The sequence below is a fragment of the Nocardioides alcanivorans genome (assembly GCF_021555175.1).
GTDB lineage: Bacteria > Actinomycetota > Actinomycetes > Propionibacteriales > Nocardioidaceae > Nocardioides > Nocardioides alcanivorans.
The window spans coordinates 42,833-60,282 of the sequence record NZ_JAKGRW010000042.1 but is presented as its reverse complement, the minus strand read 5'-3'; the positions used below and the strand labels follow the sequence as shown (position 1 = coordinate 60,282).

At 67.9% G+C, this 17,450-nt stretch carries 19 protein-coding genes and 3 pseudogenes; 15 read left to right on the top strand and 7 right to left on the bottom strand.

Annotated features, from left to right (window positions below):
• Nucleotides 1-364 precede the first annotated feature (364 nt).
• The 8 genes and pseudogenes from tsf (at nucleotide 365) to L1066_RS18495 (ending at nucleotide 6,246) form a co-directional block, all read left to right on the top strand.
• Nucleotides 365-1,177: a translation elongation factor Ts gene (gene tsf, locus L1066_RS18525; RefSeq protein WP_235737690.1), complete on the top strand. Its 813-nt coding sequence runs from the start codon at nucleotides 365-367 to the stop codon at nucleotides 1,175-1,177.
• A gap of 126 nt (nucleotides 1,178-1,303) precedes the next feature.
• Nucleotides 1,304-2,017 carry a UMP kinase gene (pyrH, locus tag L1066_RS18520; RefSeq protein WP_235737689.1) on the top strand — a complete coding sequence of 238 codons (714 nt, stop codon included), beginning with the start codon at nucleotides 1,304-1,306 and terminating at the stop codon, nucleotides 2,015-2,017.
• Nucleotides 2,018-2,059: 42 nt separating this feature from the next.
• Complete coding sequence (gene frr, locus L1066_RS18515; RefSeq protein ID WP_235737693.1) at nucleotides 2,060-2,614, top strand: ribosome recycling factor; 555 nt, start codon at nucleotides 2,060-2,062, stop codon at nucleotides 2,612-2,614.
• 25 nt (nucleotides 2,615-2,639) lie between these two features.
• Nucleotides 2,640-3,005 (top strand): annotated as a pseudogene (locus L1066_RS27990) (phosphatidate cytidylyltransferase); the annotation flags it as partial.
• On the top strand, nucleotides 2,969-3,514 hold the full coding sequence (locus L1066_RS18510; RefSeq protein WP_312008215.1) for a phosphatidate cytidylyltransferase: 546 nt from the start codon (nucleotides 2,969-2,971) through the stop codon (nucleotides 3,512-3,514). The pseudogene L1066_RS27990 and the gene L1066_RS18510, both read left to right, overlap by 37 nt.
• A gap of 130 nt (nucleotides 3,515-3,644) precedes the next feature.
• Nucleotides 3,645-4,439, top strand: a complete 795-nt coding sequence (locus L1066_RS18505; protein WP_235737688.1) for an META domain-containing protein — start codon at nucleotides 3,645-3,647, stop codon at nucleotides 4,437-4,439.
• 111 nt (nucleotides 4,440-4,550) lie between these two features.
• Nucleotides 4,551-5,672 carry a dual-specificity RNA methyltransferase RlmN gene (rlmN, locus tag L1066_RS18500; RefSeq protein WP_235737687.1) on the top strand — a complete coding sequence of 374 codons (1,122 nt, stop codon included), beginning with the start codon at nucleotides 4,551-4,553 and terminating at the stop codon, nucleotides 5,670-5,672.
• Between the two features lie 10 nt (nucleotides 5,673-5,682).
• Nucleotides 5,683-6,246, top strand: coding sequence for a P-loop NTPase family protein (locus L1066_RS18495; RefSeq protein WP_235737686.1), 564 nt, complete (start codon nucleotides 5,683-5,685; stop codon nucleotides 6,244-6,246).
• A 32-nt stretch (nucleotides 6,247-6,278) separates the two neighbouring features.
• Here the strand turns inward: L1066_RS18495 and L1066_RS18490 are convergent, their stop codons facing one another.
• From L1066_RS18490 to L1066_RS18475, 4 genes are all read right to left on the bottom strand, one after another.
• Entirely contained in the window at nucleotides 6,279-6,644 is a 366-nt protein-coding gene (locus L1066_RS18490; protein WP_235737685.1) for a VOC family protein, read from the bottom strand.
• A 133-nt stretch (nucleotides 6,645-6,777) separates the two neighbouring features.
• A complete protein-coding gene (locus L1066_RS18485) occupies nucleotides 6,778-7,365 on the bottom strand; it encodes an NAD(P)H-binding protein (RefSeq protein WP_235737684.1) in 588 nt (195 codons plus the stop codon).
• A 37-nt stretch (nucleotides 7,366-7,402) separates the two neighbouring features.
• Complete coding sequence (locus L1066_RS18480; protein WP_235737683.1) at nucleotides 7,403-7,846, bottom strand: nuclear transport factor 2 family protein; 444 nt, start codon at nucleotides 7,844-7,846, stop codon at nucleotides 7,403-7,405.
• A gap of 114 nt (nucleotides 7,847-7,960) precedes the next feature.
• A complete protein-coding gene (locus L1066_RS18475) occupies nucleotides 7,961-8,806 on the bottom strand; it encodes a serine protein kinase RIO (RefSeq protein ID WP_235737682.1) in 846 nt (281 codons plus the stop codon).
• A gap of 325 nt (nucleotides 8,807-9,131) precedes the next feature.
• Between L1066_RS18475 and L1066_RS18470 the strand changes: the two genes are divergently transcribed.
• Nucleotides 9,132-9,590: a hypothetical protein gene (locus L1066_RS18470; protein ID WP_235737681.1), complete on the top strand. Its 459-nt coding sequence runs from the start codon at nucleotides 9,132-9,134 to the stop codon at nucleotides 9,588-9,590.
• Here L1066_RS18470 and L1066_RS18465 read toward each other — a convergent pair.
• The 3 genes and pseudogenes from L1066_RS18465 to L1066_RS18455 form a co-directional block, all read right to left on the bottom strand.
• On the bottom strand, nucleotides 9,539-10,234 hold the full coding sequence (locus L1066_RS18465) for a lysoplasmalogenase (RefSeq protein ID WP_235737680.1): 696 nt from the start codon (nucleotides 10,232-10,234) through the stop codon (nucleotides 9,539-9,541). The two genes, L1066_RS18470 and L1066_RS18465, sit on opposite strands and share 52 nt — an antisense overlap.
• Before the next feature lie 110 nt (nucleotides 10,235-10,344).
• Nucleotides 10,345-11,495 (bottom strand): annotated as a pseudogene (locus L1066_RS18460) (CaiB/BaiF CoA transferase family protein).
• A gap of 42 nt (nucleotides 11,496-11,537) precedes the next feature.
• The gene (locus tag L1066_RS18455) at nucleotides 11,538-12,146 is read right to left on the bottom strand and encodes a TetR/AcrR family transcriptional regulator (protein ID WP_235737678.1); all 609 of its coding nucleotides are present in this window, start codon (nucleotides 12,144-12,146) and stop codon (nucleotides 11,538-11,540) included.
• 198 nt (nucleotides 12,147-12,344) lie between these two features.
• Here L1066_RS18455 and L1066_RS18450 point away from each other — a divergent pair, with 198 nt between their 5' ends.
• The 6 genes and pseudogenes from L1066_RS18450 to L1066_RS18425 all read left to right on the top strand — a co-directional run bounded on the left by L1066_RS18450 (nucleotide 12,345) and on the right by L1066_RS18425 (nucleotide 17,450).
• Entirely contained in the window at nucleotides 12,345-13,721 is a 1,377-nt protein-coding gene (locus L1066_RS18450) for a 4-hydroxyphenylacetate 3-hydroxylase N-terminal domain-containing protein (RefSeq protein WP_235737677.1), read from the top strand.
• A pseudogene (locus L1066_RS28865) lies at nucleotides 13,718-14,833 on the top strand (acyl-CoA dehydrogenase family protein); the annotation flags it as partial. The gene L1066_RS18450 and the pseudogene L1066_RS28865, both read left to right, overlap by 4 nt.
• A gap of 112 nt (nucleotides 14,834-14,945) precedes the next feature.
• Nucleotides 14,946-15,725 (top strand): hypothetical protein, encoded by a 780-nt coding sequence (locus tag L1066_RS18440; protein WP_235737675.1) that lies wholly within the window; start codon nucleotides 14,946-14,948, stop codon nucleotides 15,723-15,725.
• Nucleotides 15,701-16,054 carry a hypothetical protein gene (locus tag L1066_RS18435; protein ID WP_235737674.1) on the top strand — a complete coding sequence of 118 codons (354 nt, stop codon included), beginning with the start codon at nucleotides 15,701-15,703 and terminating at the stop codon, nucleotides 16,052-16,054. Before L1066_RS18440 ends, L1066_RS18435 begins: the two co-directional genes overlap by 25 nt.
• Nucleotides 16,051-17,226, top strand: a complete 1,176-nt coding sequence (locus L1066_RS18430) for an alpha/beta hydrolase (protein WP_235737673.1) — start codon at nucleotides 16,051-16,053, stop codon at nucleotides 17,224-17,226. Before L1066_RS18435 ends, L1066_RS18430 begins: the two co-directional genes overlap by 4 nt.
• The gene (locus L1066_RS18425; protein ID WP_235737672.1) at nucleotides 17,211-17,450 is read left to right on the top strand and encodes a hypothetical protein; all 240 of its coding nucleotides are present in this window, start codon (nucleotides 17,211-17,213) and stop codon (nucleotides 17,448-17,450) included. The genes L1066_RS18430 and L1066_RS18425 overlap by 16 nt, the downstream gene beginning before the upstream one ends.

The following is a 17,450-nucleotide window of genomic DNA, read 5'->3' as shown; positions in this document are numbered from 1 at the left end:
CTGGTGTCGCGTGGCGGCGCCAAGGGTGCCGAGGGTGCTGCTGAGGAGCCGCTGGCCGAGTGGGAGCGCGAGATCCTCGAAGCCCCGCCGCTGCCGAGACCCCCGCTGCTGAGGCTCCGGCCGCTGAGGCGCCCGCCGCTGAGGCGCCCGCCGCTGACGCTGTTGCCGAGACCCCGCCGACGAAGCGCCGGCCACCGAGGCGCCGACCGAGGCTGCTGCAGAGGCCACCGAGGCTCCCGCCGAGCAGGCCTGAGTCCCCGCGGGGCTCGACGCTCCGCAACCGCTTCACCGGCGGCCGCGCCCGGTTCCATCCGCGGCGCGGCCGCCGCTTCTGAGTCCACACACCAAACGTTGCGAGGAAAACATGGCTAACTTCACCGCCGCCGACGTCAAGAAGCTCCGCGAGCTCACCCAGGCCGGCATGATGGACTGCAAGAAGGCGCTCACCGAGGCTGACGGCGACTTCGACAAGGCTGTCGAGCTGCTCCGTGTCAAGGGCGCCGCCAAGGCCGCCAACCGCGCCGCCGAGCGTGAGACCGCTGCTGGCCTGGTCGCCACCGCCGGCGGCGCTCTGGTCGAGCTGAAGTCGGAGACCGACTTCGTCGCCAAGAACGAAGAGTTCATCAACGTCGCCCAGAAGATCGCCGACGCCGTCGACGCTGCCAAGGCCGGCGACACCGAGGCCGCCAAGGCGCTGCCGCTCGACGGCAAGACCGTCGGTGAGGTCGTCGAGGGACTCGCCATCACCATCGGTGAGAAGATCGAGCTCGGTCAGGTCGCCTACTTCGACGGCCAGACCACCGTCTACATGCACAAGCGTGCAGCTGACCTGCCGCCCGCCGTCGGCGTGCTCGTCGAGTTCGAGGGTGACGAGGCCGCGGCCCGCGCCGCCGCGATGCAGGTCGCCGCGATGAAGGCCCAGTACCTCACTCGTGACGACGTCCCCGCCGACATCGTCGCCGCCGAGCGTGACGTGCTTGAGAAGAAGACGATCGAGGAGGGCAAGCCCGAGGCTGCCATCGCCAAGATCGTCGAAGGCCGCATCGGTGGCTTCTTCAAGGAGATCGTGCTCCTCGAGCAGGACTCCGTGACCGAGTCCAAGAAGAGCGTCAAGGCCGTCCTGGACGAGTCCGGCACCAGCATCAAGCGGTTCGCCCGCTTCGAGGTCGGCGCCTGACACGAGGCACGCACCAGCACGGAGAGGTTGTGTGAGGGGCCGGTACGACGCACGTCGTACCGGCCCCGCACCATGTAGGTTTCAATCGGGCCGCGCATCGGTCCGGGAATGTGTGAAGGGAAGTCAATGGCTTACAAGCGGGTTCTGCTCAAGCTCTCCGGCGAGGTGTTCGGTGGGGGACAGGTCGGAGTGGACCCCGACGTGGTGCAGAAGGTCGCGCAGGAGATCGCCGCAGTCGCCCAGTCGGGCGTGCAGATCGCGGTCGTCACCGGTGGCGGCAACTTCTTCCGCGGGGCCGAGCTCCAGCAGCGTGGGATGGACCGCGTCCGCGCCGACTACATGGGGATGCTCGGCATCGTCATGAACTGCCTGGCACTGCAGGACTTCCTCGAGAAGTTGGGTGTGGACACCCGCGTGCAGACGGCCATCACCATGGGGCAGGTCGCCGAGTCCTACATTCCGCGCCGGGCCATCCGGCACATGGAGAAGGGCCGCGTCGTCATCTTCGGCGCCGGCATGGGCATGCCCTTCTTCTCCACCGACACCGTCGCCGTCCAGCGTGCTCTGGAGAGCAAGTGCGACGTCGTGCTCGTCGCCAAGAACGGCGTGGACGGCGTCTACACCGCCGATCCCAACGTCGACCCCGACGCCGTCAAGCTCGACTCGGTCACCTACGACGAGGCGATCGGCCGCGGTCTGCGCATCATGGACCAGACTGCCTTCGCCCTGTGCGGCGAGAACAAGCTGCCCATGGTCGTCTTCGGCATGGAGCCGGAGGGCAACATCCTCCGCGTCGTGCAAGGTGAGAAGATTGGCACGCTCGTCAGTGCCGACGCCTGATTCCGCACCCAAACGAATCCACGTGACAAGGGAGTTACCGTGATCAACCAGGTCCTGTCCGAAGCCGACTCGAAGATGGGCAAGTCGGTCGAGGCAACCCGCGAGGAGTTCGCGGCGATCCGCGCCGGTCGCGCCCACCCGAGCATGTTCAGCCGCATCACCGCCGACTACTACGGCACTCCGACTCCGCTGCAGCAGCTGGCGAGCTTCACCTCCCCGGAGCCGCGGATCATCATGATCGCCCCCTTCGACGTGGGCGCGATGAACGCGATCGAGAAGGCCATTCGCGACAGCGACCTCGGCATCAACCCCGCCAACGACGGCAAGGTGCTGCGCTGCGTCTTCCCCGAGCTCACCGAGGAACGCCGCAAGGAGTTCATCAAGGTGGCCAAGTCGAAGGCCGAGGACGGTCGCGTCTCGGTGCGCAACGTGCGCCGGACCGCCAAGCAGGCCCTCGAGAAGCTCGAGAAGGACGGCGAGGTCGGCAAGGACGACGTCACCGGTGCCGAGAAGCGGCTCGACGCGTCGACCAAGAAGCACACCGACGCGATCGACGAGATGCTCAAGAACAAGGAAGCCGAACTGCTGGAGGTCTGACCCTCCTCAGTCGACGAGAGCGCCGATGACCAACCCCATCCCGACGCCCGCCGCGCCCCAGAAGGACTACGGGCGCGCCGGGCGCAACCTCCCTGCCTCCCTGGCCTCCGCCGCAGTGCTGCTCGGTGCAATCGCCGCGTCGCTGTGGTTCTGGAAGACGGCCTTCATGGTCATTGTCGCGGCGGCAGTCATCGTTGGTGTCTGGGAGCTTCGCCGTGGCTTCAAGGCCAAGGAGATCGACCTCCCCGAGCAGCCGCTGATGATCGGCGGTGTGGTGATGGTCGTCGTCGCCTACTTCTGGGGCACCGACGCGCTCGTCACCGCGACCGCGGTCACCGGCCTGGTCACCATGCTGTGGCTGCTCAACCGAGGCGTCGACGGCTTCGTGAAGAACGCCACCGCCTCGATCTTCACGCTCTTCTACCTGCCCTTCCTGGGATCCTTCGTGGCCCTGATGCTCTCCGAGGGGGAGCCACCGGCTTCGACCGTTGGGACGACGGGGTCAAGGGAATCATCACCTTCATCCTCGTCACCGTCGCCTCCGACACCGGCGGCTACGTCGCGGGTGTCCTCTTCGGCAAGCATCCGATGGCCCCGGTCATCTCGCCCAAGAAGTCGTGGGAGGGATTCGCCGGGTCACTCATCGCCTGCGTCGCGGCAGGCTGGGCGCTGGTCGTCTACATGCTCGACGGCGATTGGTGGGTCGGCGTCGTCCTCGGGCTCATCGCCGTCGTGATGGCCACGCTTGGCGACCTCGTCGAGTCGGTGATGAAGCGCGACCTCGGCATCAAGGACATGTCCCAGATCATCCCCGGGCACGGCGGCCTGATGGACCGGCTCGACTCGCTGCTGGCAACCATCGCCCCGATCTGGTTGCTGCTCCACTACCTGGTCTTCTGACCCGTCCTCTCAGCACGCGTAGAAACCTGCCGTTGGCACTGATCCGCGTGGAACAACTGTGGCACTGTTGGAGGGGAACCGTCACGACGGTCCCCACGTCCCAATGACGTCAGCCCAGCGAGGAGTGGAGATGTCCGTGGTGCGCATGTTGTTGTTGCCGATCCTGCTGATGTCCGTTCTGGCCGCGTGCGGCTCGGAGCAGGACGCGGCCGGGAACGACGAACCGGAGGAGACCGTGGAACCACTGACCGAACTGGCCGGCCGCACCCTCGTGGTCACCGACATCACGGTGGCCGGGAAGCCGCGGCCGGTGGCGAAGGGGACCCAGATCCGCTTCCGCTTCACCGAGACCGACGTGCACATCGTCTCGGGCTGCAACGGTCTCGGCGGCACCTGGGCCCTGGACGGCGACACCCTCACCGTCGGGCCGCTGATGGGCACGATGATGGCCTGCGACCCGCCGCGGATGGACCAGGAGAACTGGCTCCGCACCACGCTCGAGGAGCCGATCACCGTCGGCAGGACCACCCTCACCATCGGGGACGTCGAGATGACCGTCGCCGACCGCGAGACGGTGTCGCCCGACCTCGAGCTCGCCGGTCAGCGCTGGGTGCTCGACAGCCTGATCAGCGACGACGCGGTCAGCTCCGTGCCTGGTGGGGCGAAGGCATGGATCGAGTACGACGGCAGTCGGCTCACGCTCAACGCCGGTTGCAACCGAGGGAGCGGCAAGGCCGAGCTGAACGACGACGTACTCACGGTCTCCGCGGTCGGCACCACCAAGAAGGCGTGCGACGAAGACCGGATGGAGGTCGAGCAGGCGGTGCTCGCAGTGCTCGACGGCGATGTCCAGGTCGAGATCGAGGAGCGGCGCCTCACTCTCACCGGCGCCGACGGCACGGGGCTGGGTTTCACCGCACGCTGACCCGCAGGTCGTCCCGGGAGCGCCGGGGGCGGCGAAGCAGAATGCGGTCCGTGTGGGTTGCGTCCTCACGACTGACGGTTTGAGGGTGTTACGTGGGAGACTGGGGCGGTCATGAGCGTGAACCCGAACCCCCTGCCCCTGGTCTTCGACGAGCCCCGCGGTCGCAAGAAGCCGCCGCGCCACCTTGCCGACCTCGACGAAGACGGGCGCAAGCAGCTTCTCGTCGACGCCGGACTGCCCGGGTTCCGGGCCAAGCAGCTGTCGAACCACTACTTCACCCGCCTGGTCAACGATCCCGCGGAGATGACCGATCTCCCGGCCGCCCAGCGTGAGGAGTTGGTCAGCGCGCTGTTGCCCGAGCTGATGACGCCGCTGCGCACGCTCGAGGCTGACAAGGGCACCACCCGCAAGACCTTGTGGAAGCTCTTCGACGGCGCACTCGTCGAGTCGGTCCTCATGCGCTACAAGGACCGCACCACCATGTGCGTCTCCAGCCAGGCCGGTTGTGGCATGGCCTGCCCGTTCTGCGCCACCGGCCAGGGCGGCCTGCAGCGCAACATGTCCACCGCCGAGATCGTGGAGCAGGTCGTCGCCGGAGCTCGGGTGATGGCCGCGGGGGAGGTCCCCGGTGGTCCCGGTCGCGTCTCCAACGTCGTCTTCATGGGCATGGGTGAACCGCTCGCCAACTACAAGGCCGTCATCGGCGCCGTACGACGCCTCACCGATCCGACGCCCGCAGGCCTCGGCATGTCGGCGCGCCACGTGACCGTCTCCACGGTGGGTCTGGTGCCGCGGATCAACCAGCTGGCCGAGGAAGGCATCCCGGTCACGCTGGCGCTGAGCCTGCATGCGCCCGACGACGAGCTGCGCAACGAGTTGGTGCCGATCAACACCCGCTTCTCCGTCGCCGAGACTGTCGACGCCGCCCACAACTACTTCGCGAAGACCGGCCGAAGGGTGTCGATCGAATACGCGATGATGCGCGGCATCAACGACCAGGCGCACCGCGCGGACCTGCTGGGAGACGTGCTCAACGAGCGCGGCCACGGCTGGGTGCATGTCAACCTCATCCCGCTGAACCCGACCCCAGGGTCGAAGTGGACCGCGTCCGACCCCGAGGACGAGCGCGAGTTCGTGCGCCGGCTGGAGGCGAAGGGGATCTCGACCACCGTCCGTGACACCCGTGGCAGCGACATCGACGGGGCCTGCGGGCAGCTCGCTGCGGTCGAGTAGGGTGCTCCGGGTGCTCGGGCCCGATGACACGTTGCCTTGCAAACCGGGCCGGATCCTGGTCGCTGGGACCTCGGGCTCGGGGAAGTCGACCCTCGCTCGGAAGCTGTCACGTCTCCTGGACGTGCCCTACACCGAGATCGACGCGCTGTTCCATGGTGCGGACTGGACGCCTCGTGCGGAGTTCCTCGCCGAGGTCGAGGCGCTGGCAGGCGGGGAGTCGTGGATCACCGAGTACCAGTACGGTGCTGCACGGCCGATCCTTCTGGAGCGCTGTGACCTCGTGGTCCATCTGCTGCTCAACCGGCGCGTGGTCATGCGCCGTGTGGTCGCGCGGACCGTGCGCCGGTCGCTACGCCGCGAGGTCCTCTGGAACGGAAACGTCGAACCTCCGTTCTGGACGATCTTCGGCGACCGTGACCACATCATCCGGTGGGCGTGGCGGACGCATCGCTTGGGGCCGGGGCGGCTCGCGCACGTCGCCGCCGCCCGACCGGACCTGCCCGTCGTGGTGTTGAGGTCTCCTGACGAGATTCGCCGGTGGACGGCGACGGTGTCGGAGACCCGGTGGTGGTGAGCCGGTGGTGGTGAGCCGGGGGATCAGCGTGCTCAGTCGGTCGGCGAGACCCTGATCAGGTTGCCGTCCGGGTCAGCCACCACGAAGGTACGGCCGAAGGGCTCGTCGTAGGGCTCGTCGACGACCGTCACCCCTTTCGCCTTCCAGGCGCGGAAGAGGTCGTCGACGACACTCGCCTCGCCCGGCACCATCAGCCCGACCTCCGAGGTGCGCGGGGTCGCCGGGGTGGCGGCGTCCGGTCGTCCACTCCACACAGCGAAGAGCACTCCGGGAGCGACCTCGAAGGCGACGTAGCGGGGGCTGGTGAAGACCGGCTCCATCTCGAAGAGTTCGCCGTAGAAGGCGGTCGAGCGCTCGGTGTCGGTGACGTAGGTCAGGAACAGGTTGGGCCTGGGCATGGGGCCTCCTCGTTGGTCGTTGCTGGCAAGGACCACACAACCAGTCGTTCAGGACAGGGTGCGTCCGCAATTGCTCAGAGCGTCTCCGACTCCCGGACGTGGACGCCGGCGCTCGCCTCGAGCGCGGCATCGATCAGCGCCGCCGCCACGCGGTCCACGTGCACGGGTCGCACCCGGCGCGGAAGCACGGGGAGAGGACGCGGCTGACCCCGACGAGGCGGTCGCCGATGTTCTCATCCCGGGTCCGGGCGCCGCCGTACAGGCCGGAGGGCCGCACTGCGGTGAACGCCGCGAATCCCAGCTCCTGCAGGTCGCGTTCGGTCTCTCCCTTGACGCGCAGGTAGAGGTTGCGAGAACCCGCATCGGCACCCACCGAGGAGACCAACGCGAACGAATCGGCTCCGGCAGCTCGTGCCAGCTGGCCCACCCGGACCGGGATGTCGTGGTCGATGCGTCGGAACTCCTCGGCACTCCCGGCGATCCTGCGCGTCGTACCCAGCGCACAGGCAACCGCGTCGACCGACCAGAAGTCACTGTCCGCGGCCAGCGCATCGAAGTCGACGACCCGGTTGTCGAGGCTCACCCGGATCTCCGGATCGGGGTCGGCCAAGGGACGACGGGTGAGTGCCACCACGCGGTCGACACGCGGATCGGCCAGGGCGAAGGTGAGGGCACGCGCACCTACTGCGCCGGTCGCGCCCACGAGCATCAGCGAGGTCATGACCTCCACGCTACTGCGGTGGGCCGCCGGCGCGCGCTCAGACCTTCGGGATCTTGAGCAGGTGCTGGCTCAGGTCGCCGGCGTGGTCGAAGAAGGAGTAGTTGCGGTAGTCGAAGCGCCAGGCACCGTCCTCACGCACGAACTCATCGTGGTAGCGGCCCGCGGCGATCGGCTGCAGCGGGAGCGTTTCGGTCGACTGGATCACCGTGTAGTAGGAGCGGCAGGTTGCTCGCCCGGCCTCCTCGTCTACCTCCACGATCGGGTTGGTGATCAGGTGCTTGGTGCGGGGAGTTCCGTCCTCGTGGAGGCGCACGTTGGCCTGCCACAGCGCCAGCACCGGCGCCGCTCCCTCGAGCACGTGGCCGGCGCGCAACTCGAAGCGCGCCTTGGCGAAGAGTTGCGCGGTGCCCTCCAGGTCGCCGCTGTCGATCAGCTCGGCGTAGCGGTAGAGCAGGTTGGTGATCTGGGTGACCGAGTCCATCACGAGTCTCCTCGGGTGTGTGACGACCCGCGTGGTGCGGGCAGGGTGACACGCAGTCTGCTTCCCGCTCGGCACTCGCTGGACAGCCCTCCCGCTGATCGGGCCCGGTCCCGCTCAGAACGCCTGGGCGGTCAGCTCCGCGAAGAGTGCTTCCTCGTCGGCGAGGCCAGGATCCAGCCCCCGCCGCCGGAACCACGCGCACACGTTGCGGCAGTCGCGGTGCAGGAAGTCGAAGCCCTGCGTGTTGCCGGCGAGATCGATGGCCTGGGGCAGGTCGATCACCACGATCCTCTCGCCCGCCGCGAGGATGTTGTAGGGCGACAGGTCTCCGTGCGCGACGCCCTCGCGGGCCAGGGCAGTCATCGCATCACGCACCTGCGCGAACCATGAATGCAGGAGATCCGGACCCGGTCGGGTCTGGGCCAGCCGCGGAGCGGGTTCGCCATCGACGTGGACGAACTCCATGAGGATCTCCGTGCCGTCGATCTGCACCGGGTAGGGCACCGGCACCCCGGCCGACCAGAAGCGGCACAGTGCCTGCCATTCGGCGTTCGCCCATTGGGTGGAGGCGAGCTCACGTCCGAAGCTGCTCCGGGCCTTGATCGCTCGGCGGTCGCGGGAGCGGCGTGTCGACCAGCCCTCGGTGTAGGCCGAGTTGCGGTGGAACGAGGAGTGCTCGCGCCCCTTGTAGCGCTTGGCGGCCATCACCACGGACCGCCCCTCGGGGACCGCCCGCTCCAGCAGGTGCACCTCGGCCTCCTTGCCGGTCTTGAGGATCCCGAGCTCGGTGTCGACGGCAGCCTGCTCGGTCACCACCCAGTCGGGACGTGGCTCGGGGCCGCGGCACAGTGGCTCCACGTCGAGCCAGGTGGACCAGCGTTGGGTGGTCTCGTCGAGGTCGTCGGTGACCACCCAGTCGAAGGCGAGGTCGTCAGGTTCGGTGAACGGTACGTCGGTCAAGAGTGCTCCGGAGGGGAGAGGAGGGAATGGGCAGGCTGAAGGTGGCCACAGTCACGGCACGTCTCCTCTCATCCGGTGCACGACGGCGTCGTGCGCTTGCTCTCCTCAGTCTCGGGCGTGCGGCGGCCGCTCGGCAACCGATTTTCGTCTGTGCTCGCGTCGCCTCGTCGTGCAGTGCCTTCGCCAACGTAGCCTTTGTCACGACCCTCCCCGCCCACCGAGGAACCGCCATGAACCTCTGCTTCGACGCCCTTGACCTCTCCGTGATCCGTGGTCTGGCCTCGGACCCTGCGGTGCAGGGGAGAAGGAACTCGACCGAGCGCAGGTGCTCGAGCAGGTCGGCGCGCTCGCCGGGTTGTTGCGCGGCGTGGGCGTCGAGGTCGGCACAGCAGTGATGACTGCCGTGGAAGATCCGTGGACCGAGCTCCTGACCCTCCTCGCCGTGGCGCGTCTCGGTGGCACCTTCGTCGAGTGGCGAGAAGGTCGGGTGACGGAGCACCTTCCTCAGGTCGTGATCACCGACCGTTCGCTCGACCTGTCGGGGCACGAGCCGGGCACGGTCGTGCTGCTCGGGGTCGAGCCGGTGGATCCGCTGCGCGACGTGCCGTGGGAGATGGCGATCCAGGCCGGACGATCCGACCCGGCGGGCAGTGTCACCGTGCCTGCCGACGTCGTGGCCTGGGTGGCGGACGAGCCCGTCACCGTCGCTGAGGCAGCCACGGACGACAGTCGCTATGGCCGCTGGGTGCGCGAGCTGACCGAGGGCCGTCCCGTCGTGCTCTGACGAGCGTTGATCACACCCACGACCAGGAAGAGTTGCGCCAGCAGGTAGGTCGACATCACCCAGAAGCCGTGCCCGGGCAGCGACCAGTCTCGGAGCGCGCTGAAGGCGATGAGGGTGTCGGACAGCATGAAGAGCAGGCCACCCACTCCGGCCAGGCGCCCCAACCCGGTCGAGAGCACCCCCATCGTGACCAGCGCGACGGCATAGATGAGCACGGCCGGCAGCAGCGAGCCCGCCTCCGGGGCCAGCAGCGCCAACAGTGCCACGAAGCCGACGACGTAAGGCGCCACGAGGAGAGGGCGGCTCAACACGGAGCGGTCGCGATGGGGCCAGAACGCCACGGCATAACAGAGTTGGGCCAGCAAGAACCCACCCACCATCAGCAGGAAGGCCGTGTCACCCGTGGCGAAGCGGGGGAGCGAGTCGCCCAGCCAGGAGCAGAAGAGGGCGATCAGCGCCCACTGCACCAACCGCGCCGGGGCGGCGGTGCCGCGCATCAGCAACAGCCAGGCGAGCGCTGGCATGAGCACCAGCTGGGTGCCGGCGGCCAGGCCGTCGCCGCCGAAGAGCTGCGCCCCGAGGTGCACCAGCGACACCGCGACGAAGGTGAACAGCGGTGCGCTGAAACTCGGACGATCGCTCATGGCGCGCATCGTGTCACGGCCCACCGACAGTGGGAACGATGCGGCCCGCCTCACCGAGGTGGAGCGGGCCGCACGGTTGCCACAAGGGCGGTTGTCACGAAGGCATGGCGTCAGACCGAGCCGAACTCCTTGCGGATCGCCTCGGTGTGTTCCCCCAGGGTCGGACCTGCCGACCGGATCGTGCCGGGGGTCCTGGTGAGGCGCGGCACCACGCTCGGCATCGGCACCGGCGCCGGGTATCCCTCGGCTTCGACCCGGGTGACCATGCCCCGGGCGGCGTACTGCTCGTCTCCCAAGATGTCGTCGGGGTGTAGATCCGACCACGCGGGATGGCGTGGTCGTCGATCAGTTGCTCGACCGTGGCTGCGTCGAGGCCTCGGGTCCAGGCAGCGATGATCCCGTCGAGCTCCTGTGCGTGGACGCCCCGAGCGGAGTGGGTCGCGAAGCGTTCGTCGGTGGCGAGGTCGGGCCTGCCCATCGCCGTGCAGAGCCGGCCGAAGAGCGGGTCGGAGTTGGCGGCGATCAGCACTTCGACACCGTCCTTCGTGGGATAGACGTTGGACGGCGCCACACCGGGCAGGGTGCTCCCCGTACGGGTACGGGTCACGCCACCCAGCTCGTGGTCGGGGAGCAACGACTCGGTGAGCGCGAAGATGCTCTCGTAGAGGGCGACGTCCACCTCCTGCCCGCGGCCAGTGCGGTGGCGCTCGTTGACCGCAGCCATGATGCCGATGACGGCGAACATGCCGGCGACCTCGTCGCCAAGGCTGATCCCGGCCCGCACCGGCGGTCGGTCGGGGAAGCCCATGAGGGCGCGCAGCCCGCCCATTGCCTCGGCGACGCTGCCGAAGCCGCGGTCCTTGGCGCGCGGGCCGTCCTGTCCGAAGCCGGACACGTGGGCCATGATCAGGCCGGGGTGCTCAGCTGCGAGCGTCTCGTAGTCGAGACCCCACCCAGCCATCCGGCCGGGGGCGAAGTTCTCGAGCACCACGTCGGCGCCGGCGATGATCTGCCGGGCCATCACCCGGTCATCCTCGGACTTCAGGTCCAGGACCACGGACTCCTTGTTGCGCGCGATCCCGGGCCACCACAGGCTCCTGCCTTCGTGGAGCACGCCCCACGTGCGCATCGGGTCACCTGCCGGCGGCTCGATCTTGATCACGCGGGCGCCGTAGTCACCCAACAGCTGCCCGGCGAACGGGCCTGCGATGAAGCCGCCGAACTCGACGACTGTGATGTCCTCCAGTGGACCCTTGCTCATGCCACACCTCCACGGTGATCGGGGGCGAGGCACGAGGGTGCCTCAGCCGGTTGGGGAAGCGCCGTACACGGTGCGGTACCAGATGGCGCTGAGGGTGTCGATCGCTGCTTCGTCATCGGGCGCCTCGACTCCGAGATCGCCGCCCGCGGCCAGCCAGGTCCAGCAGAACGACTCCAACGTGCAGACCAGCGCTGAGGCGAGCAGGTCGAGCGGGAGCCTGATCTGCTGACCGGAACGGTCGGCTGCCTGGAGCCCGACGAGGATCTGCCGGATGCCCTGGGCGCGGTTCTCGCGCCACCGTTGCTGGAACTCGTCGTCCATCATCGACATCTGGAAGAGGCCGATCATCTCCGGAAGGTACTTCTTGTAGCTGTTCCAGTAGGCCGTGACGGCGGAGCGCACCCCCTCGGCCGGATCGTGCGCCCTGGGCAGCGCGGAGGCCTCGACGATCTCCGTCGTGAACTCCTCGAGCAGCGCGACCAGGAGCTGCTCCTTGTTGTCGTAGTAGTTGTAGAACGAGCCCGTCGAGCGTCCAGCCGCTGCAGCGATGTCCGAGATCTTCGTGTTGAAGTACCCGTTCTCCGCAAACGTCTGGCGTGCAGCGTTGAGAAATGCGGCTTCGGTGCGCTGACCCTTGCGCGTTGCTGCCATGCGGTCCGCCCCCTTCCGTCGTGCCCAGTCGAGTGCCGGTGTGACGCCACGCGTGGCGGTCCGCCCAGCAGTTGCTTGCCTGCTGCATCTTCGTCCGTCCTCCGTGCTGCCCGCAATTCGGGCCTTGCCAGAATCTGAATCTGAATCTAACATCAGAAACATCGTTCGAGGAAGACCCAGAACTTGAGGAGAGAGCACATGGCAATGATGAGCAGGGCTGAATACCTGGCTTCGCTGGATGACGGGCGGCGCATCTTCGCCGAGGGCGAGGAGATCAAGGACCTCGCCGAGCACCCCCAGTTCGCCCAGGCCGTGAAGCTTGTCGGCGACGGCTACGAGCAGCACTACAAGTCCGGCGACGACGCCAGCGGTGACTACTTCCGCATCCCGCACAGCAAGGACGAGCTGCGCGAGATCATCGACGAGCTCCTCCACTGGGACATGGTCACCGTGACCACCAGCCAGGGTCTCCTCGCGCTCCTCACCGCCGCTGCGCGGATGCGCAAGGACCTGCCGGAGCACGCCGAGCGGATCGAGAAGTACTTCGAGTACTGCCGCGTCAACGACCTGCGCTGTGTGCAGGCGATCACCGACGCGAAGGGCGACCGGCGACTCTCGCCGGGCAAGCAGGAGGACCCCGACGTCTACACCCGGATCGTCGAGCGCCGCCCCGACGGCATCGTCGTGCGCGGTGCGAAGCTCCACATCTCCTCGGCATCGATCAGCCACGAGCTCGTGGTGATGCCGACCAAGAACATGAAGGAGGGCGAGGAGGACTACGCGGTCGCCTGCGCCATCCCGGTCAACGCTCCCGGGGTGAAGATCGTCAACACCAGCTACGCCCCGCGCGAGCGGATCGAGGACTTCCCGGCGAGCAGCCAGCACAACATGCCCGAGGGCTTCATCATCCTCGACGACGTCTTCGTGCCCAACGAGCGGATCTTCCTCGCCGGCGAGGTCAAGCACTCCGCGACGTTCGCCCACTCGCTCGGCCTGTGGGAGCGCCTCGGGGGCACTGCCCACATGGCCGAGTTCGGTGACACCCTCGTTGGCCTCGCCGAGCTCATCGCCGAGGCGAACGGCACCGAGAAGATCCATCACATCCGCGAGAAGATCGCCGAGATGGTCATCTATGCGACCCTCACCCGCGCCGGGCTCGAAGCGGCCATCGCCAATGCCGAGCCGACTGCGGAGGGCTGGTACTTCCCGAGTGAGCTCTTCACCAATGCCGCCAAGCACTACGCGGCTTCCGAATACAGCCTGATGGTGCGCCACGTCCACGACATCGGTGGTGGGTCCATCGTCACCGCGCCCTCGATCGCCGACCTCGAGAACGACGAGGTCGGTCCCTACATCGAGAAGTACATGGCGACCAAGGAGGGCATCAGCGGTGAGTACCGCACCCGGCTCTTCCACGCGATCCGTGACTTCACCGCCGACGCCTACGGCGGCTGGCAGCAGGTGACCATGATCCAGTCCGGCGGCGGTCTCTTCGCCCAGCGGCTGGTCGCCCGCAAGCACTACGACATGGACAAGGCCAAGAAGCTGGCCCTGGATCTCGCTGGTCTGGCATGACCGACGACCAGCCGCTCGTGGCGTTCGCGGAGGAGTTGCGGCAACGCCTGCAACCCCTTGTCGCGGAGTTCGCCGAGTCGGACGACGTCACCGAGGTCGACGACCGGATCGCCTCGGTGGAGGAGCTCCGTGACGGCCACGAGGAAGAGGTCGCCCGGGCCCGGAGGTTCCAGGCCGCGTTGTACGACGCCGGTCTCGCCTTCCCGAGCGGCACCGGCGAGTTCGGTGGGATGGAGCTGACGCCGGCACACGACGACGTCCTCGACGACGTCCTCGACGACATGGGCTTCCCCTCCCGGGAACTGCTCTTCGTCGGGCTCAACATCGTCGGTCCGGCACTGCTCCACCACGCCAGCCCGGAGCTGCGACGCCGAGAGCTCACCCGGCTCTACCGGGCCGAGACCGTGGGCTGCCAACTGTTCTCCGAACCCGGCGCGGGCTCCGACCTCGCCGGGGTCACTGCCAAGGCGGTGCGCGACGGGGACGACTGGGTGATCACCGGCCAGAAGGTCTGGACGTCGATGGCCCACCTCGCCGACGTCGGTGAGGCGCTCGTCCGCACCGATCCGTCTGCCCAGAAGCACGCTGGACTCACCATGTTCCTCGTGGACATGCACGCGCCCGGAGTCACCGTCCGGCCGATCCGTCAGATGACGGGTGGCGCCGCCTTCAACGAGGTCTTCCTCGACGAGGTCCGGGTCCCCGACTCCCACCGCATCGGTGCGGTCGGGGAGGGGTGGCGAGTCGCCGGCACCAGCCTCGGATCCGAGCGCAGCAAGATGAGCGGCGCGGCCGGTCCGGTCACGCCGTACGTGCTGGAGCGGCTCCACACCTTGGTACGTCGACTCGGTGCGGAGGCCGACCCGGTCCTGGCGCCGCAGGTGGCCCGGTGCGTGGCTGCCGTCACCGCACTGCGGGCAGCCGCCGGTCTCACGCCCGGGGCCTGGACCCACCAGCTCGAGCCGATCTCCGGCTCCGTGCTCAAGATGCTGATGGCCCGTGCCGCCGATGAGATCGCCGATCTCGCCGAGGCCGTTCTGGGGGAGAGTGCCTTCACCGACCACGGTGAGAAGGACTCCTTCGCCTGGTCCGAATTCATCCTCGGCGTGCCTGCTCTCCACATCGCAGGCGGCACCGACGAGATCCAGCTCAACGTCATCGCCCAACGGGGTCTCGGCCTGCCCCGTCCCCCAAGTAGACGCCCAGTCAGTGAGGAGAACCACCATGGAATCCTTCGTGCAGCTCCGCAGCGGCAACACCCCGCGCCGGATCCACCGAGATGTCGGTGCACTCAAGGACGACGAACTCGGCCGCTTCGGATTCTCCGGACGCGCCGCTCATCTCTACCGCAAGAACGACCCCACCAAGTTCCGCCTCGAGGGGGACCTCGGCGGGGTGGACACCGACACGTTCGCGCTCTCGCCGACCGACGAGCACGACCCGGCCGGCGAGCCGCTCCTCATGTTCTACAACGAGGACTGCAGGATCTCGTTGAGCAAGCGGGCCGAGGCCGCTCCCTTCTGGACCCGCAACGTCGACGGCGACGAGCTGATCTTCGTGCACCAGGGCACCGGTTACTTCGAGACCGAGTTCGGTCGGCTGCCCTACCGCGCCGGCGACTACGTCTACATCCCCAAGGCCTGCACCCACCGCCAGGTGCCCAGCGATCGTTCGCACCTGTTGATCATCGAGGCGGCCGAAGACTTCCGGATCCCGCAGGACGCCTACCTGGGCCGCTTCTTCCCGTTCGACTCGTCGCTGATCACCGTCCCCGAGGCGGAAGCGTTCGCGGAGGACGGTCGCGACGAGTACGAGGTGCGGTTCCGGCAGCGGGAGGGGCTGACCAAGCTCTTCTACAAGTTCCACCCCTCGACGTCGAAGGATGGAAGGGCGACAACTTCCCCTTCACCTACAACATCGAGGACTACGACGTGCTCGGGTCCGACGACGTGCACCTGCCGCCGACGGTGCATCTGTTCATGCAGGCCACCGGGGTCTACGTGATGAACTTCCTGCCCCGCCCGGCCGAGGGCAAGCCGGGTGTGGAGCGCATCCCGTGGTACCACCGCAACGTCGACTACGACGAGATCGCCTTCTACCACGGCGGCAGCGTCTTCGGCGTGGACATGCCGGCCGGCCTGATCGGTCACGCGCCGCAGGGCCTGCACCACGGCATCCCGGAGCGGGCCCGCGAGCGTGCTCGCCGTCGCCACGACGAGGACAAGCGCGTGGAGTGGAAGGTCATCGCCATCGACACCCGTCGTCGGCTCACCGCCACCCCCGTGATGAGCAACGCCGTGCAGGCCGATGTCGCCGAGGAGGTCCGGGTATGAGCAAGCACGACTACGAGCGGATCCCCTACCTCGTCGTCTTCGAGGACGATTCCGCCTACCGCGACACCTACGGTGGCGTCACGGAGTCCGTCGTGCTGGAGAGCTACCTACTCCGACCCAAGGACGTCGACTCCGACACGGTCATCGTGTTCATGCACCCGATCGGCGGCGGCGCCTACCTCCCGATGAGCAACGCCCTGCCGCGGGCCGGCCACCACGTCATCTACTGCAACAGCCGCTACCGCGGTGCCGACTACGCCCTGATCATGGAGAAGGTCGTCCAGGATCTCGGCGCCTGCATCAAGGACGCCAAGGAGCGGCTCGGCTACAAGAAGGTCATCCTGGCCGGTTGGAGCGGCGGCGGCGCGTTGTCGCTCTACTACCAGCAGCAGGCCCAGAAGGCGACCGTCACCCAGACTCCTGCGGGCGAGGCGCCCGACCTCACCCAGCTGGACCTCCCGGCTGCCGACGGCATGATGCTGCTGGCCGCCCATGTCAGCCGTCACGGCACCCTGACGGAGTGGATGGACCCCTCGATCCTCGACGAGTCCGACCCGTCCCGGCGTGATCCCGAGCTCGACCTCTACAACCCGGACAACCCCAACCAGCCGCCGTACTCGCCGGAGTTCCTCGAGCGCTACCGTGCTGCCCAGATCGACCGCAACCGTCGGATCACGGCCTGGGTCAAGGAGGAGTTGGCCGCGCTGCGTGAGGCGGGGGAACCCCTCATGGAGCGGGCCTTCACCGTGCACGGCACCATGGCCGACCCGCGGTGGCTCGACGCGACGCTCGACCCCAACGACCGCACCCCCGGGCGTTGCTACCTCGGCGACCCGAAGATCGTGAACATGGGCCCGGTCGGACTCGCCCGGTTCAGCACGCTGCGCAGTTGGCTGTCCCAGTGGAGCTACGACGACGCCCACGGTGACGGTCCGCGTTGCGCCGAGGATCTCGCCGTGCCGACACTGGTGGTGGGCAACACCGCCGACGACGCCTGCACGCCGAGTCACACCCAGCGCCTGTTCGACGCGGTGGGGCATCCCGACAAGACCCTCAAGATCATTGAGGGAGCGACGCACTACTACTCAGGTCCGGACCAGACGCCGTACCTCAAGGAGGCGGTCGACGTGATCACCGAGTGGCTGAGGGAGCGGTCGTGGACATCAGTGTGAGCGGAGCTCCGGAGCGGGAATGGCCGGAGACGACGATCGACGAGGCCCTGCGCAAGCACGCTGCGGAGCGTCCCGACGCCGTCGCCATCTCGGGACTCGCCGTCGAGATGACCTGGTCGCAGCTCGACCTCGCAGCCGGACGCTGCGCCAGCATCATTGCGGAGACCGGGGAGCGGGTTCGAAGGTCGCGTTCTTCGGTGCGAACGACGTCGGCTATGCCGTGA

Coding starts and splice junctions, on each gene's coding strand:
- L1066_RS18435 (WP_235737674.1), top strand. CDS start 15,701: ATGCAGGCCACCGGGGTCTACGTGATGAACTTCCTGCCCCGCCCGGCC.
- L1066_RS18490 (WP_235737685.1), bottom strand. CDS start 6,644: ATGCCCAGGCCCAACCTGTTCCTGACCTACGTCACCGACACCGAGCGC.
- L1066_RS18505 (WP_235737688.1), top strand. CDS start 3,645: ATGTCCGTGGTGCGCATGTTGTTGTTGCCGATCCTGCTGATGTCCGTT.
- L1066_RS18455 (WP_235737678.1), bottom strand. CDS start 12,146: ATGGCAGCAACGCGCAAGGGTCAGCGCACCGAAGCCGCATTTCTCAAC.
- L1066_RS18480 (WP_235737683.1), bottom strand. CDS start 7,846: ATGGACTCGGTCACCCAGATCACCAACCTGCTCTACCGCTACGCCGAG.
- tsf (WP_235737690.1), top strand. CDS start 365: ATGGCTAACTTCACCGCCGCCGACGTCAAGAAGCTCCGCGAGCTCACC.
- L1066_RS18430 (WP_235737673.1), top strand. CDS start 16,051: ATGAGCAAGCACGACTACGAGCGGATCCCCTACCTCGTCGTCTTCGAG.
- rlmN (WP_235737687.1), top strand. CDS start 4,551: ATGAGCGTGAACCCGAACCCCCTGCCCCTGGTCTTCGACGAGCCCCGC.
- L1066_RS18450 (WP_235737677.1), top strand. CDS start 12,345: ATGGCAATGATGAGCAGGGCTGAATACCTGGCTTCGCTGGATGACGGG.
- pyrH (WP_235737689.1), top strand. CDS start 1,304: ATGGCTTACAAGCGGGTTCTGCTCAAGCTCTCCGGCGAGGTGTTCGGT.
- L1066_RS18440 (WP_235737675.1), top strand. CDS start 14,946: ATGGAATCCTTCGTGCAGCTCCGCAGCGGCAACACCCCGCGCCGGATC.
- L1066_RS18465 (WP_235737680.1), bottom strand. CDS start 10,234: ATGAGCGATCGTCCGAGTTTCAGCGCACCGCTGTTCACCTTCGTCGCG.
- L1066_RS18485 (WP_235737684.1), bottom strand. CDS start 7,365: ATGACCTCGCTGATGCTCGTGGGCGCGACCGGCGCAGTAGGTGCGCGT.